The sequence below is a fragment of the Bacillus sp. FSL E2-8887 genome (genome assembly GCF_038007205.1).
GTDB lineage: Bacteria > Bacillota > Bacilli > Bacillales > Bacillaceae_G > Bacillus_A > Bacillus_A mycoides.
Window position 1 is genome coordinate 1333937 of record NZ_JBBOWS010000001.1, and the last position, 14080, is coordinate 1348016.

The following is a 14080-nucleotide window of genomic DNA, read 5'->3' on the forward strand; positions in this document are numbered from 1 at the left end:
CTTTACATATTCTTTTATATTGTAAGGAACTCCTTTTTTTTCTAAGAAGTAGACGATAGATTTACAAAGTTGTCAAATAAATTTCATTCTCATAGAGTATAAAAACATGTATGATAGGAAGTGGAGAATTTTTGAGTAGGTGGGAATATCATGCAAACAGTAGAAGATTATCTTTCATTCTTACATACGAAAGGATTTAAATTATCAGAGGAAGCACAAGGATTTATTATGTTCGGACAAGGATATACTGGTGCATCTGATGGGATTGTGAACGTAGCAATAGAAGCGACGATTAAACATCAATTACAGTTTGATGGCAGTTATTTTGTTGCGTTATTAGAACGATTGAAAGAAGAAGAAATTACAGATAAAAAAAGCGCTAAGGCTTTTATGCGGAAGTTACAAGCATAACTTCACGCAGCCTGCGCTTCTTTTTTTGTTTTGGAAGGTAATTCAACAAAAACCATACCTAGGAAAATACATAGACATCCAATAATAGCAGAAATAGAAAGCTGTTCATTTGCAACTAGAACGCCTGTTAATGCAGCAAAAACGGGCTCCATTGCGAAAATAATTGCTACTCTTGTTGGAGAAGTATGTTTTTGTGCCGATGTTTGAATGAAAAAAGCAATGGATGTCGCAAATAGGGAAGTTAGAAATAGAGCGAATAAAAAGGATTGATTCGTCCATAGTGAAACTGAAAATAATTTTTCCCAATCTTCAAACAAAAAAGCGCAAATAGAAGAAAATATACCGACAGCTAATACTTGAGAGGTGCTTAGTAATAAAGGTGATATTTTCTTAGAAAAGAAACCGTTAACAAGAATATGGGCAGCAAAAGCAACTGCACAACCGAGAACGAGTATATCTCCAATGTTTAATTGAAAAGAATCACCAGCCGTTAATAAGTATAAACCTGCTGTTGCTACAGCAATGCCAAGTACGATGAAAATGGTAGCTTTTTGTTTTAAAAAGATAAAAGCCAAAATTGGTACCATAACGATACTAAGCCCTGTTAAGAAACCAGCTTTTGAAGAAGTTGTATAAAGTAAGCCGAATGTTTGTAATACATAGCCAACACATAAAAAGAATCCAACAATCAATCCAGCGAGACTACTCTGTTTTATATCTTGTTTTGAAGCTTTTTTTGAGAAAATCATTTGAACGAATAATAAAATAATTCCAGCGAATAAAAAGCGAATCCCATTAAAAGTAAATGGACCAACGAAAGACATAGCATTTTGGACGACAACAAACGTAGCTCCCCAAATAAAAGAGACAAATAATAAAGCAAGAGGAGCAATCCAATCCTTTTTCACACTCATACCCCCGTTAATTTTGTAAGATAGCTTTCCTAGCCAATTCATCAGCAACTTTATTTTGACTACTTGGAATCCACTTAATAAAAAAGAGATCGAAACTTTTTATGTACTGCAATGCTTCCTCTAATAGTGGTGCAAACATTTTATTTTTTGCGTATTCTTTTTCGACAGCTCGCTCGACAAGCTGCGAATCGGTACGAAAAGAGACAATGTTATAATTATGCTCCGTGCAATATTTTAATGCCGCAAGTAAAGCGTGGTATTCTGCTTCATGATTGGACATTGTCCCAAGGGGCAATGATAACTGTACAGCTGGTTGCACCCCTTTAATAAACACTCCAGCACCAGAAGGACCAGGATTTCCTTTTGATGCACCATCAATATATACTTCAATCAAAATGAGAAACCTCCAAATTATAAGATGATCCCCTACTTATATGTTTCTTTGAAGTAGGGGATAGAGTACTTTAGCCGATTGTAATACTATAACGACATGTAAATGTTTCATTCGCTTGTAAAGATTGAATTCCTTTTTTTTCCTTGAAATCTTTTGCCGGATTTACTTCATCAGCAATACCGTACCAAGGTTCAATACATAAGAAAGGTGCGTTTTCGCCTGGTGTCCATACGCCGACAAATGGGAATCCGTCAAATTCTACTTTTACAAATTTATTATGTTTATGAGAACGAATAGAGATTTCATCCGTATTCATATTTTCAAAAATAAGCGCATCATTTTTGAATAAATCGTATGTAAGTGGTAATTCATTCGTATTTTCAGCAATTAATTGTTTTTTACTTGAAAGATAAGGTCCTTCTAATACGCTTGTTTCTAAGCGTTCAGAACCATTAAATGCTAAATGATAATCAGTAAATGATTCGCCCTCTAATAAGGGGAAGTTGAAACCAGGATGTGCTCCGATTGAGAAGAACATCTCTTTTGAAGCAGGATTATTTACTTCATATGTTACATGAACGATTTGTCCGTCTAGCTCATAAGAAACGAGTAATTCGAATTCGTATGGGTATTTTTTTAATGTTTCTTCATTACTAGTTACAATATAAGTGATTTTCGTTTCACTTTGTTCTTGTACAGAGAATGTAAGATCACGAGCAAAGCCGTGTTGTGTTAAAGAATACGGTTTACCATCTACGTAGTATGTATTATCTACTAATCGGCCGACAATTGGGAATAAAATTGGTGCGCGGCGCCCCCAATAAGTAGAATCGCCTTGCCATAAGTATTCAGTGTTATCTTCTTTTAAGCGAACGCTTTGTAATTCTGCACCTTTGTCAGAAATGGAAACGATCACTTTTTCATTTTGAATTGTTGCTGTCATGAAGTGAAACCTCCTAAAACTTTCATATGTTTTATTATACGTTTTCTAAAAGAAAAAAGGTAGTTAATGATAGGAATCTATTGACGAGAGAGTGTCTATTGCGTAGAATATATTCTTGTTGCTTAAAAAACGAATAACGTGGTTCGAAACCATCCCACGTAAAAAAACTAAGGAGATTTTGTCATGAATATAAGGACATTAGTCGGTAATGGTATTTTAGCGGCATTATATATTGCTGTTTCTATGCTTATTCAGCCATTTGGCTTTACCAGTGTACAGTTTCGTATTTCAGAGATGTTTAATCATCTTGTTGTATTCAATAAGAAAGCAATTTACGGGATTGTATTAGGTGTATTTTTAACGAATCTCTTTTTCTCACCTATGATCGCTTATGATTTAGTATTTGGAGTAGGGCAATCCATTCTTGCATTACTTGCAACTATTATTTCTATGCGCTTCATTAAAGGTGTTTGGGCTCGTATGATTTTTAATACAGTTATTTTTACAGTCACAATGTTTATGATTGCAATTGAACTTCATCTTGCGTTTGATCTGCCATTTTTATTGACATGGCTAACTTGTGCAGTTGGTGAATTTGTTGTAATGGCAATTGGTATGCCTGTAATGTACTGGATTAATAAGCGAGTGCAATTTGAAAGATTTATGCAATAGATGAAAGAGCTGTCCTTACTTAGGATGGCTCTTTTTGTATGTGATTAAATTGTATATAATACTGTGACTCTTGATAAAATATAATAAAATAAATATAAGAAGTCTTATAAAAGGGGAATCTAGTATGAAATATAAAATACATTGGTTGTATAAAACGAAGCGTGGTTTACAGACTGAATTAACAACAGATTATATGAACATAGAAGAAGTACTTCAATTTGCGGAGGATTTTGAGAAAACAGGTAGGGTGAAAGAACTTTTATTTTTCGATGAAATGGACGCGGAATGGTCATTAAAAGAAATGAAAAAACTGAGTAAGCAAGTGGAGGAAGATCCGCAAGAAATTCAAGTTTATTTTGATGGCGGTTATGATGTACAGACGAAAGAAGCTGGGGTTGGTATATGTGTATACTATAAAAAAGGAAATACAAATTATCGAATTCGTCGCAATGCATACATAGAAGGCATATATGATAATAACGAAGCGGAGTATGCAGCATTATTATACGGGATGAATACACTCGGGGAATTAGGAATTAAATATGAAGCAGTTACACTTCGTGGAGATTCTCAAGTTGTACTGCAGCAATTAGCTGGTGAATGGCCTTGCTATGATGAACATTTAAATCATTACTTAGATCAAATTGAACAAAAAGCGAAGCAAATGAAATTAAAGCTTATTTGTGAACCGATATCTAGAAAACAAAATAAAGAGGCACATCAATTAGCAGCGCAAGCATTAGAAGGGACGACAATTGATAGTCATAAAGAAATAACCGAATAGAGAGGTGCACACGTGAAGAAGAAGCAACTCATTACAGAGGTAAATGACTTATTAGAAACGTATTGCGGAGGGTGTTTCCTGCAGGAACATAATCGGAAAAATCATAGTAAATACTATGCCCATTCTTTTTGTATACGGCAATGTACGGTTGGAGAGAAGTTGAAAAAGTATGGGGAGCAATTGTCATAAAAAAACATCCAGAGAATTTTCTCTGGATGTTTTTTAGTGCTTCGCTTCATGTAATTGATGCTCGCATTTACTTAATTTTTTTTCTTCATTCATTAGAAATGGCTCATCTAAATCCGTTGCAACGGATTTCATGATTTCAAGCTGAGAACGAGCCGATTCTACTGCAGTAGTGGCATGCTCTAATGTGTCTGGATCCATTGAAATTGTTGCAGAACCTACCATTTTTTGTGCAGTTTCTACACGGAATTTTACCTCTTCAAAATCATTTACATGTGACCCCATTGTTATTGCCTCCTTTGTATTTTGCGCATTTCACATAGTTTTTGCTCTGGAAAACGGAAATATACAAAGGAATAACAAAGGAGGTTACCAAGTAAGGTAACCTCCTGTCATATGTGGGATTAAAGTTTTGCTACGTTAGCAGCTTGAGGTCCACGGTTTCCTTCAGTAATGTCGAAAGATACTTCTTGACCTTCCTCTAAAGCTTTGTAGCCGTCGCTTTGAATAGCAGAGAAATGTACGAATACATCTTCAGAGCCTTCCATTTCGATAAATCCAAAACCTTTTTCATTGTTAAACCATTTTACTTTTCCTTGCATGTCACAATTCCTCCTAAAAACGATTCCTTTTTTCATTTAGTGAAATTCATTAAAAAATAATAAAAATAAAAAATGCTATATTATCGAATATTCTGCTAAATGATTAATTTAAATATACATGAATTGGTAGAATTTAGTCAAGTAAGCGTTTTTAAAATTTTGTATTTTGAATTAATTTTTCTCGAATTTTTAAAAAGGTATAGGACAAGCCGAGTATGTAATATTCTTAAGTGAATGCTGTACATAATGAGGTGAAAGAATGGATAAGTCTTATTTATTAGATAATGAAGGGATGAAAAATAGAGTCGACATACCGAATTGGGTTGCAAAAGAATTTCATGATTTTTCGAGTGTCGTGTTAGAACCAACCTTCCCGTGTTATTTCGGTTTAACAGCTTTGAAGAAGAATGAACTTCGTTATTCATTTCTCTCTCATAATGATTGGAGTCATTTGCCCAATACAATGTTAACTTTTTTGGAGCTAATGAAAGAGCGGCCGATTGTAAGAAGAGGATTTTTTCTTTTTGTGGAACCGGAATGTGAAGAAAAATCAATCGAATATTATCGAGATTATTTTTGGAAAGTACTACAATATTTGCATGAACAAGATAATCAATTATGGCCAAAGCAAATCCCGAAAAATCCAGACCATCATTTATGGGAATTTTCATTTGGTGGTGAACCAATATTTGCATTTGGGAATGCGCCAGCTTATAAACAGCGAAAGACTAGGCATTTAGGAAATTCTCTCGTTATTGGATTTCAGCCACGAACTATTTTCGATGGATTAGAAGGAGATCGTCCTAAAGGGTCGTATTCAAGACAAATGGTCCGTGAACGAGTTGAAAAGTGGGATCAGTTGCCGAAGCATCCTAACATTAGTCACTACGGCGATCCTAATCATCGTGAATGGAAACAATATTTCATAGGGGATGATATTGAGCCGATTAAAGGTAAATGTCCTTTTCATCATAGAGTAGAGAAATAAGAGCCATCAATTGGATGGCTCTTTTGCATATTTTGGATAAAAAAGGGTATTGTATTAGTGAATAATTTTTATGAAAGCTAGTCTATTTTCTTTATTTGCATCATTACTTAATAGTAAAAGAAGTAGAAAGGATAGAGCGATGTTTGGAGCAATTATACAACAAATAGTATTAGGTATTTCATTAGCTGCGCCTGTAGGTCCGATTAATATTGAAATGTTAAAACGAGGAATTGAACGTGGATTTTGGCATGCGTGGATTGTTGGAATCGGAGGAATGACTGCTGATATTTTGTTTATGCTGCTTATTTATTTTGGTTTATCTTCTGTGTTTATGTATACATATGTACAAGCTTTTATGTATTGCGCTGGTTTTTTCTTGTTGTTTTATTTAGGGTTTCAAAGTGTAAAACAAGGAATTTCTCACTCTAATATGGAATATAAACAAGAAGAGATAGGTGGACTTAAACAATCTTTTATGGCAGGATTTCTAATTGCGATATCCAATCCATTAAATCTCGTTTTTTGGTTTGGTATATATGGAAGTACACTTAGCTCGTTGCTTACAAAGGTAACGAAACAAGAAGCTTTTTTGTACAGTCTTTGTATTATTGTTGGTATTATTTTGTGGAATTTAAATATTGCTTTTTCTGTACATTTTGGAAGAACTTTATTAAAGAAAAAAGCACTTGGTTATATTACAGCCGGAGCAGGTATTATTTTAGTAGGATATTCTATCCATTTTGCATACAAAGCTTTACAGTTGTTCATATAAGATTGAAGGGGAGATTTTTATGTATCGAACCACTATTGACGGAAAAGAAATTATCATCACTTTAGCACCAAAAATCCGAAAAGAAATTACTGATAGGAATCCACTATATGAAGCGGTATTTAAAAATGCAGCAAGGTTACTGCAAACGAAACAACCAACGTTTGCGGTAAATCATGAAGTATTTGGTCTCATTATTGGAGAAGTACAAAGAGGAGAAGTAACAGTGTTTGCAGTAGAACACATTATCCCAAAGCAAAATATATTTGGTCCGAACACTTTTTTCTCGACAATAGAACAGCGGGCAAATTTGTAAAGTGAATAGAATAAGAATAAAATAGAAAAAAATGGTCGTAACGATATGTTGCGGCTGTTTTTGTGGAAAAGGGGGAAGTAAGATGAAGAGAGTGGTGAAAGAGTTTTTTTTACAACATGATATTGTTATTATGTATAGTGTTCTATTAATTTTTATTATTATTTTAAAAATGCAATTTTTCACATGGGTTGGTATGTTAGCGTGTATGTTTGGGATTGTTTTTTATACGTTTAACGAATATATGACACACCGTTTTTTATTCCATTTAAAGCCGCCTAAAAACGCATTTTTATTAAAAATGTTAAGAAGATTACATTATGATCATCACGTATATCCAGATGATTTAAAACTTTTATTTTTGCCTGTATGGTTTAGTATACCTAGCTTTACTATATATTTACTTATAACGTATGGTATTACAAAAAGTGTTACTGTTACACTTTCATTCGGAATCGGAATGATTATCATGCTCCTCGTTTATGAATGGAAACATTATATTGCACATAAACCGATTCGTCCCTTCACTAAGTTTGGAAGATGGTTAAAAAAACAGCACATATTACACCATTATAAAAATGAAAAGTTTTGGTTCGGAGTTTCAAATCCAGTATTCGATTTTATATTTGGAACACTTAAAGATGGAAAAGACGTTGAATTAAGTGAAACAGCTCGTAATTTAGAAAAGGAGACAAAGACGGAAGTAGTGCGATAAGCACTACTTTTTTATTCTATTAATGGGAATAAAAGTTTAATCGAATCAATCAAATTTTATGTTAAAAAAGTATATTGAAAATTTAGGAGAAAATGACGAAAAATGTCTATCGAAAAATCTTTGCAGGAATGTACGGATTGTCTAAAATGAAAATAAGTTTCTGAATATTTATAAAATTTAGTCTTTACGTATGCAAGGTGAATTGTATTTTAAGTTAAGAGAGGGGACCAGAGAATGAAACGAGATGATACGTCAGCACGTAAGTTAAAAAATGAGGTGAATTATACAGAAGTTGTTCAGTCTGAAGAGTTTCAATTGTTATTAAATACGAAAAAGAAGTTTATCATTCCGATGAGTATTTTCTTTTTAAGTTTTTTTATAGCACTACCTATTTTAACATCGTATTCAAAGGTGCTTAATACACCGGCGTTTGGTGATGTGACATGGGCATGGGTATTTGCTTTTGCGCAATTTATTATGACATGGTCATTATGTATGATTTACAGCAAGAAAGCCGAATCCTTTGATGAAATTTCGCAAAAAATTCTGCAAGATATGCAAAAAGGGAGGGGCTGAATTTGAATACTACTGCGTTTGCACTATTTTTAATTATTGTCCTTGGTACGCTCGTCATAACCTATTTTGCATCAAAAAAAACGAAAAATGCGAGTGAATTTTATACGGCTGGAGGGGGATTAACTGGCTGGCAAAATGGTCTGGCTATTGCTGGGGATTACATGTCTGCTGCGTCATTTCTTGGTATAGCCGGAGCGATAGCATTAACTGGGTTTGATGGGTTCTTTTATAGTATCGGCTTTTTAGTTGCTTATTTAGTTGTTCTATATCTTGTCGCAGAACCGCTTAGAAATTTAGGGAAGTACACGTTAGCGGATATGATTGCGGCACGTTTTGATGCGAAAAAAGTTCGTGGTATAGCAGCGCTTAATACGATGACGATTTCAATTTTTTATATGATTGCACAATTAGTTGGTGCGGGTGCACTTATTAAACTATTATTAGGTATTGAATATACAACATCTGTATTAATCGTAGGTACACTTATGACTGTGTATGTTATTTTTGGAGGAATGACAGCTACGAGCTGGGTTCAAATTGTAAAGGCTGTACTACTTATGGCAGGGACATTTATTATTTCTGTTATCGTTTTCTCCAAATTTAATTTCAGTGTGACTGAAATGTTCGCTCACATGAAAACAGCTACTCCATTAAAAGATTCGTTTTTAAATCCAGGAGTAAAGTATAAGGATGGTCTTGATACACTTTCTTTAAATTTAGGACTAGTCCTTGGTACAGCGGGATTACCACATATTCTTGTCCGCTTTTTTACAGTACGTGACGCAAAAACTGCACGTCAATCTGTTGTATATGCGACGTGGTTAATTGGCGCGTTTTATATTATGACAATTTTCTTAGGGTTTGGGGCAGCAGCGTTTGTAGGAAATGAGGCGATTATTAAAGCAAACCCTGCTGGTAATATGGCAGCACCTTTATTAGCAAAAGCATTAGGCGGAGATTTCTTATTTGCTTTCGTATCAGCAATTGCTTTTGCAACTATTTTAGCTGTAGTAGCAGGACTGGTGTTAACAGCAGCATCAGCATTCGCGCATGATTTTTATAATGAGATTATCCGTAAAGGAAAATCAACGGAAAAAGAGCAAGTGTCAATGGCTCGTTATGCGTCTATTGGAGTAGCGATAGTATCTATTATACTTGCTTTATTTGCTCAGACATTAAACGTAGCATTTTTAGTATCACTAGCATTTGCGGTTGCAGCGAGTGCAAATTTACCGGTTATATTATTTACAATCTATTGGAAGCGTTTTAATACAACAGGAGCAATTTCTGGTATGATTGTTGGTCTTGTATCAGCGATTGTTCTTGTAGCGTTAAGTCCAAATGTTTGGAACCCAGTAGCTGGAAAAGCTATTTTTGTTGGAGAAGCGATATTCCCATATACGACACCTGGAATTATTTCGATCCCGCTCGGGTTTCTTGCAGCATATTTAGGAACTGTTTTCTCTAGTAAGAAAGAAGATGCAGCGAAATTTGATGAAATTCTTGTGAAATCTAATACTGGTCATGGTATTAGTGATGCATCTTCGCATTAAAAAAAGAGGAGCTTTTCGAAATATAAGAAAAGCTCCTCTTTCTTTTGACATTTTCTTATAAATATTACTTTAATTTTGGTAGGATTTGTCTTGTATTTGTGGAATGAAAATAGGCAGGGAGAAATTTAACTCATCATGGCACCAGCGCAGCTTTGTGAAAAATAAGTTGTTATGGAAGGTGGAAGAAATGATGAAGACAAAACAAACCGATGAATTATTAGCAAAAGATGAGCAATATGTGTGGCACGGAATGCGTCCCTTTAGTCCAAGTAGTACAATGGTAGGGGCAAAAGCAGAAGGGTGCTGGGTTGAAGATATACAAGGAAAAAGATACTTAGATGGTATGAGTGGTCTTTGGTGTGTAAATAGCGGATATGGAAGAAAAGAGCTTGCAGAGGCAGCTTATAAGCAATTGCAAACATTATCATATTTTCCGATGTCACAATCACATGAACCAGCAATTAAGCTCGCTGAAAAGTTAAACGAGTGGCTTGGTGGAGAGTATGTTATTTTCTTCTCTAATAGTGGATCAGAAGCGAATGAAACCGCTTTTAAAATAGCAAGACAATATTATGCTCAAAAAGGTGAACCGCATCGTTACAAATTTATGTCACGTTATCGTGGTTATCACGGAAACACAATGGCAACGATGGCGGCAACTGGCCAAGCACAACGTAGATACCAATATGAGCCATTTGCTTCAGGGTTTTTACATGTAACGCCTCCAGATTGTTACCGCATGCCAGAAATGGAATCACAAAATATTTATGATGTAGAATGCGTAAAAGAAGTAGATCGTGTTATGACATGGGAATTAAGTGAAACGATAGCAGCATTTATTATGGAGCCAATTATTACAGGCGGAGGTATTTTAATGCCACCACAAGACTATATGAAAGCAATTCACGAAACATGTCAAAAACACGGAGCACTACTTATAAGTGATGAAGTTATTTGTGGTTTCGGGCGTACAGGAAAAGCATTTGGGTTTATGAACTATGACGTTAAGCCTGATATCGTTACGATGGCAAAAGGTATTACGAGCGCATATTTACCATTATCAGCAACAGCTGTAAAAAAAGAAATTTATGAGGCATTTAAAGGAACAGGAGAATATGAATTCTTCCGCCATATTAATACATTTGGTGGAAATCCAGCGGCTTGTGCATTAGCGCTTAAAAACTTAGAGATTATGGAAAATGAAAATTTAATTGAGCGCTCTGCACAAATGGGTTCGCTTTTATTAAATCAATTAAAAGAAGAAATTGGGGCACATCCGCTTGTTGGAAATATTAGAGGGAAAGGGTTATTAGTTGGAATCGAACTAGTAAATGATAAAGCGACGAAAGAACCAATTGATAATGACAAAATTGCAAGTGTTGTAAATGCTTGTAAAGAAAAAGGGCTCATTATTGGGCGTAACGGTATGACAACAGCAGGATATAATAATGTCTTAACATTGGCACCGCCGCTCGTTATATCAAGTGAAGAAATTGCTTTCGTTGTTGGTACGTTGAAGACGGCGATGGAGCGTATTTAATTAATTGAGCGAGCTGTAATATACAGCTCGCTTTTGTTTATTACGTGAAATAGGATAGCTTTTTAAAGGAAGGGATATTAATGGAGAAATATGACCCTAGTAAACATTATCACATCGGATATTATGAAGATGGATATGATTTAGAAGTGACAGCGTATAAAAGAATAAATGAACCAATTTGGGATGCCTATATTCCACACTATGAGGTAGATGATTTTTACAAAAAAGTGGAGGAAATGAAGCTAGGTGAATATATAGATGATTATGGCATTAAGGTGTATTCATTTAGTAATGATATCGATGATGAAGAAGCGCGAACTATGTTTGAAAACTGGTTAAAAATGAATGGAATTGTTTAAAGATAAAATGAAAAAGGAGATTGCTATCTTATAAGATAGCAATCTCCTTTTATTATATGAAACTTATTTACTTGCTTTCATTGCTTTATCTTTTGCACCAAAAGTGTATTTTAACATTGGTGGTGTAACCATTGTAGTTAAAATAACGACAATAACGATAGCTGTAAAGTAATCTTGTGCTAATAGGCCAGAAGAAAGTCCTGTACCTGCGAGAATAAGAGCAACCTCACCACGAGAAACCATACCTGCGCCGATAATTGCAGAAGACTTTGCATCAAATCCAGTCATTCGTGCACCGAATCCACAACCGATTAGTTTTGTGAATACAGCGATTACTGTTAATGCTAAAATGAACCAAATTTGATCACCAATACCATCAAATGTAATATTCATACCGATACTTACGAAGAATATTGGCACGAACATAGCGTAAGCGATTGGTTCTACTTTCTTTTCTACTTCATGTTTGTAATTCGTTTGAGAAATAGCGATACCAGCTGCAAAAGCACCGATAATACCAGCAATTCCTAATCGTTCGCCGAAATATGCGAATGAGAAACAGATAATAAGTGCTGCACTAACGATAGACTCAGATACGCGTAGTGGTGATAACCAACGCATAATCGCTGGAACACCTTTCCATCCGATTAAAATAATAGAAGCAAAGAATACTACTTTCTTCAAGATAACCATTGTTAAATTTACATCATCTGTACCTAAGAAGCTCATTGCAAATGCTAATAAAATAACAACAAGAATGTCATCAAATACAGCGGCTCCAAGCATCGTCGTACTTTCACGTGTTTTCATTTTACCTAAATCACGAAGTGTTTGAACGGAAATACTAACACTTGTTGCACATAGAAGTAATCCTAAAAAGACAGCATTCCCTTGTTCCATACCGACAACAAGACCGGCAATGTAACCACCTACGAATGGAAGAACGATACCTCCAAGTGCAACAGCTAAAGAAGAATTACGATTTGCGTTTAATTCTTCTAAGTCTGTTTCAAGTCCAGCCATAAACATTAAAAGAATAACTCCGACATTACTTAATTGTGTTAGAAGCTCTGAATTTTCAATCCAACCTAATAAAGCTGGACCGATAACGATACCAACAATTAATTTACCGAGTACAGAAGGTTGACCTAATCTAACACTAAGGTCACCAGCGAGCTTTGTACTTAATAAAATAAGTGCAATCTGAAAGAAAAATTCGAATTCCATTTGATCCTCTCCTCATCATTTTTTATTTTTATCAAACGATTTCTCGGAATTTGCCTAATGATAATATGTAAAGATCCATTAAACAAAGGGTCTCATTACGAGTTCTTTTGAACTTGTAATTTGAACCTGTAATTAATATATAATAAAATTTATTAAAAATCAATGAAAAAATAGCAGATTTTCATGAGAGGATTCGTTTTAGAAACGGGGGATATAGATATATAATAGGAAGTAATAAAGTTTACATATAATGAATGGAGAAAGAAAAATGTTATTAAATCAACGTTTTACAATTGGGGAAATGGCGAAAATGCATAATATAGCGGAATCTAGATTACGTTATTATGATGAAAAAGGGATTTTTCATCCGTCAATTGTTGACCCTCAAACCAATTATCGTTATTACACAATTGATCAGTTTTCACTATTAGATACGATTAAATTTTTACGCCAATTGAACATCCCGTTAAAGGAAATAAAGAAATATATTGATGAACGAAATCCATCTTATGCACTGAATTTACTTGAAAAACAACAAGAAATGATGCTGAAAAAACAAAGAGAAATCGAGTATGCTTTGGCAAAAATGGAACATAAAATCCATTTAATGAAGAAAGCGACGAAATCTGAAGCAAATCAAATTATTTATAAAAAGATACCGAAACGAAAAATTACAGCAATTGCAGTTGCACCAAATACAACGGATGATATGTTTGAATATTATATCCATTCGTTGCAAAAAAATATGAAGCAAATTGATAATAGTTTATTTTCAGGTGATATCGGTGTAACAGTTTCAAAAAAAGCATTAATGCAAAATGAGTTTCAAGCATATAACAGTGTGTTTATTTTATTGGATTACATGCCTTTTGAAGCGCATACTTCAGATGAAATAAAAGAAGGGATATTTGCCTGTTCTTATCACCATGGACCATATGAAGAAACAGACGCAACGTATACGGAATTATTAAAGCACATTGATAACGAAGGATATGAAGTGTGCGGAGATGCGCTTGAGCTTGCGTTAATTGATTGGTCTGTAACAGAAAACCCGAAGGAGCAAGTAACGGAAATTCAAATACCTGTTGTTAAAAAATAGGCTTATATATTTTTCGATTCTCTATTGACCTTCAA

At 34.5% G+C, this 14080-nt stretch carries 19 protein-coding genes and 1 riboswitch; of the genes, 13 read left to right on the forward strand and 6 right to left on the reverse strand.

Translation table 11 applies throughout. The features are described 5' to 3' along the window. The first annotated feature begins 150 nt into the window (after positions 1-150). Positions 151-411: a DUF6123 family protein gene (locus tag NSQ08_RS06650; RefSeq protein ID WP_001195213.1), complete on the forward strand. Its 261-nt coding sequence runs from the start codon at positions 151-153 to the stop codon at positions 409-411. Between the two features lie 2 nt (positions 412-413). Here the strand turns inward: NSQ08_RS06650 and NSQ08_RS06655 are convergent, their stop codons facing one another. The 3 genes from NSQ08_RS06655 to NSQ08_RS06665 form a co-directional block, all read right to left on the reverse strand. Then, positions 414-1319 (reverse strand): DMT family transporter, encoded by a 906-nt coding sequence (locus NSQ08_RS06655; protein ID WP_340772752.1) that lies wholly within the window; start codon positions 1317-1319, stop codon positions 414-416. A 13-nt stretch (positions 1320-1332) separates the two neighbouring features. Further along, entirely contained in the window at positions 1333-1719 is a 387-nt protein-coding gene (locus NSQ08_RS06660; protein WP_000573873.1) for a reverse transcriptase-like protein, read from the reverse strand. A gap of 70 nt (positions 1720-1789) precedes the next feature. Beyond that, a complete protein-coding gene (locus tag NSQ08_RS06665; protein ID WP_002141077.1) occupies positions 1790-2662 on the reverse strand; it encodes an aldose 1-epimerase family protein in 873 nt (290 codons plus the stop codon). 132 nt (positions 2663-2794) lie between these two features. After that, positions 2795-2839, forward strand: a riboswitch (PreQ1 riboswitch). A gap of 6 nt (positions 2840-2845) precedes the next feature. On the opposite strand from NSQ08_RS06665, the gene NSQ08_RS06670 reads away from it, so the two are divergent. From NSQ08_RS06670 to NSQ08_RS06680, 3 genes are all read left to right on the forward strand, one after another. Continuing rightward, positions 2846-3334, forward strand: coding sequence for a QueT transporter family protein (locus tag NSQ08_RS06670; RefSeq protein WP_002011909.1), 489 nt, complete (start codon positions 2846-2848; stop codon positions 3332-3334). A 124-nt stretch (positions 3335-3458) separates the two neighbouring features. Next, entirely contained in the window at positions 3459-4118 is a 660-nt protein-coding gene (locus NSQ08_RS06675; protein WP_012260647.1) for a ribonuclease H family protein, read from the forward strand. Between the two features lie 12 nt (positions 4119-4130). After that, positions 4131-4307, forward strand: coding sequence for a zinc-finger domain-containing protein (locus NSQ08_RS06680; RefSeq protein WP_002011906.1), 177 nt, complete (start codon positions 4131-4133; stop codon positions 4305-4307). 33 nt (positions 4308-4340) lie between these two features. On the opposite strand, the gene NSQ08_RS06685 is transcribed toward NSQ08_RS06680, so the two are convergent. Together NSQ08_RS06685 and cspB are read right to left on the reverse strand one after the other, a co-directional pair. Further along, positions 4341-4589, reverse strand: coding sequence for a DUF2564 family protein (locus tag NSQ08_RS06685; RefSeq protein WP_002011905.1), 249 nt, complete (start codon positions 4587-4589; stop codon positions 4341-4343). A 119-nt stretch (positions 4590-4708) separates the two neighbouring features. Next, positions 4709-4906: a cold shock-like protein CspB gene (gene cspB / locus NSQ08_RS06690; RefSeq protein WP_002011904.1), complete on the reverse strand. Its 198-nt coding sequence runs from the start codon at positions 4904-4906 to the stop codon at positions 4709-4711. Positions 4907-5165: 259 nt separating this feature from the next. On the opposite strand from cspB, the gene NSQ08_RS06695 reads away from it, so the two are divergent. The 8 genes from NSQ08_RS06695 (at position 5166) to NSQ08_RS06730 (ending at position 11719) form a co-directional block, all read left to right on the forward strand. Beyond that, positions 5166-5894 carry a YqcI/YcgG family protein gene (locus tag NSQ08_RS06695; protein ID WP_002141079.1) on the forward strand — a complete coding sequence of 243 codons (729 nt, stop codon included), beginning with the start codon at positions 5166-5168 and terminating at the stop codon, positions 5892-5894. Between the two features lie 139 nt (positions 5895-6033). Beyond that, positions 6034-6666, forward strand: coding sequence for a LysE family transporter (locus NSQ08_RS06700; protein WP_002030886.1), 633 nt, complete (start codon positions 6034-6036; stop codon positions 6664-6666). Between the two features lie 19 nt (positions 6667-6685). Next, entirely contained in the window at positions 6686-6979 is a 294-nt protein-coding gene (locus tag NSQ08_RS06705) for a cytoplasmic protein (protein ID WP_340772763.1), read from the forward strand. Positions 6980-7061: 82 nt separating this feature from the next. Continuing rightward, a complete protein-coding gene (locus NSQ08_RS06710) occupies positions 7062-7691 on the forward strand; it encodes a sterol desaturase family protein (RefSeq protein WP_340772765.1) in 630 nt (209 codons plus the stop codon). Positions 7692-7925: 234 nt separating this feature from the next. Continuing rightward, positions 7926-8267 (forward strand): DUF485 domain-containing protein, encoded by a 342-nt coding sequence (locus tag NSQ08_RS06715; protein ID WP_002011894.1) that lies wholly within the window; start codon positions 7926-7928, stop codon positions 8265-8267. A gap of 2 nt (positions 8268-8269) precedes the next feature. Beyond that, a complete protein-coding gene (locus NSQ08_RS06720; RefSeq protein WP_002011892.1) occupies positions 8270-9820 on the forward strand; it encodes a solute symporter family protein in 1551 nt (516 codons plus the stop codon). 190 nt (positions 9821-10010) lie between these two features. Further along, complete coding sequence (locus tag NSQ08_RS06725; protein WP_002126530.1) at positions 10011-11360, forward strand: aspartate aminotransferase family protein; 1350 nt, start codon at positions 10011-10013, stop codon at positions 11358-11360. An 80-nt stretch (positions 11361-11440) separates the two neighbouring features. Then, positions 11441-11719, forward strand: a complete 279-nt coding sequence (locus NSQ08_RS06730; RefSeq protein ID WP_002030895.1) for a DUF3986 family protein — start codon at positions 11441-11443, stop codon at positions 11717-11719. A 63-nt stretch (positions 11720-11782) separates the two neighbouring features. Here NSQ08_RS06730 and NSQ08_RS06735 read toward each other — a convergent pair whose 3' ends face one another. Beyond that, positions 11783-12946: a cation:proton antiporter gene (locus NSQ08_RS06735; protein WP_340772770.1), complete on the reverse strand. Its 1164-nt coding sequence runs from the start codon at positions 12944-12946 to the stop codon at positions 11783-11785. A gap of 268 nt (positions 12947-13214) precedes the next feature. On the opposite strand from NSQ08_RS06735, the gene NSQ08_RS06740 reads away from it, so the two are divergent. Further along, on the forward strand, positions 13215-14045 hold the full coding sequence (locus NSQ08_RS06740; protein ID WP_340772773.1) for a MerR family transcriptional regulator: 831 nt from the start codon (positions 13215-13217) through the stop codon (positions 14043-14045). The last annotated feature ends 35 nt before the right edge of the window (positions 14046-14080 follow it).

What these genes read in the sequence shown, in the direction of transcription:
- NSQ08_RS06695 (WP_002141079.1), top strand. Translation starts at nt 5,166, where the DNA reads ATGGATAAGTCTTATTTATTAGATAATGAAGGGATGAAAAATAGAGTC.
- cspB (WP_002011904.1), bottom strand. Translation starts at nt 4,906, where the DNA reads ATGCAAGGAAAAGTAAAATGGTTTAACAATGAAAAAGGTTTTGGATTT.
- NSQ08_RS06735 (WP_340772770.1), bottom strand. Translation starts at nt 12,946, where the DNA reads ATGGAATTCGAATTTTTCTTTCAGATTGCACTTATTTTATTAAGTACA.
- NSQ08_RS06715 (WP_002011894.1), top strand. Translation starts at nt 7,926, where the DNA reads ATGAAACGAGATGATACGTCAGCACGTAAGTTAAAAAATGAGGTGAAT.
- NSQ08_RS06670 (WP_002011909.1), top strand. Translation starts at nt 2,846, where the DNA reads ATGAATATAAGGACATTAGTCGGTAATGGTATTTTAGCGGCATTATAT.
- NSQ08_RS06730 (WP_002030895.1), top strand. Translation starts at nt 11,441, where the DNA reads ATGGAGAAATATGACCCTAGTAAACATTATCACATCGGATATTATGAA.
- NSQ08_RS06665 (WP_002141077.1), bottom strand. Translation starts at nt 2,662, where the DNA reads ATGACAGCAACAATTCAAAATGAAAAAGTGATCGTTTCCATTTCTGAC.
- NSQ08_RS06650 (WP_001195213.1), top strand. Translation starts at nt 151, where the DNA reads ATGCAAACAGTAGAAGATTATCTTTCATTCTTACATACGAAAGGATTT.
- NSQ08_RS06675 (WP_012260647.1), top strand. Translation starts at nt 3,459, where the DNA reads ATGAAATATAAAATACATTGGTTGTATAAAACGAAGCGTGGTTTACAG.
- NSQ08_RS06725 (WP_002126530.1), top strand. Translation starts at nt 10,011, where the DNA reads ATGAAGACAAAACAAACCGATGAATTATTAGCAAAAGATGAGCAATAT.
- NSQ08_RS06685 (WP_002011905.1), bottom strand. Translation starts at nt 4,589, where the DNA reads ATGGGGTCACATGTAAATGATTTTGAAGAGGTAAAATTCCGTGTAGAA.
- NSQ08_RS06705 (WP_340772763.1), top strand. Translation starts at nt 6,686, where the DNA reads ATGTATCGAACCACTATTGACGGAAAAGAAATTATCATCACTTTAGCA.
- NSQ08_RS06700 (WP_002030886.1), top strand. Translation starts at nt 6,034, where the DNA reads ATGTTTGGAGCAATTATACAACAAATAGTATTAGGTATTTCATTAGCT.
- NSQ08_RS06710 (WP_340772765.1), top strand. Translation starts at nt 7,062, where the DNA reads ATGAAGAGAGTGGTGAAAGAGTTTTTTTTACAACATGATATTGTTATT.
- NSQ08_RS06740 (WP_340772773.1), top strand. Translation starts at nt 13,215, where the DNA reads ATGTTATTAAATCAACGTTTTACAATTGGGGAAATGGCGAAAATGCAT.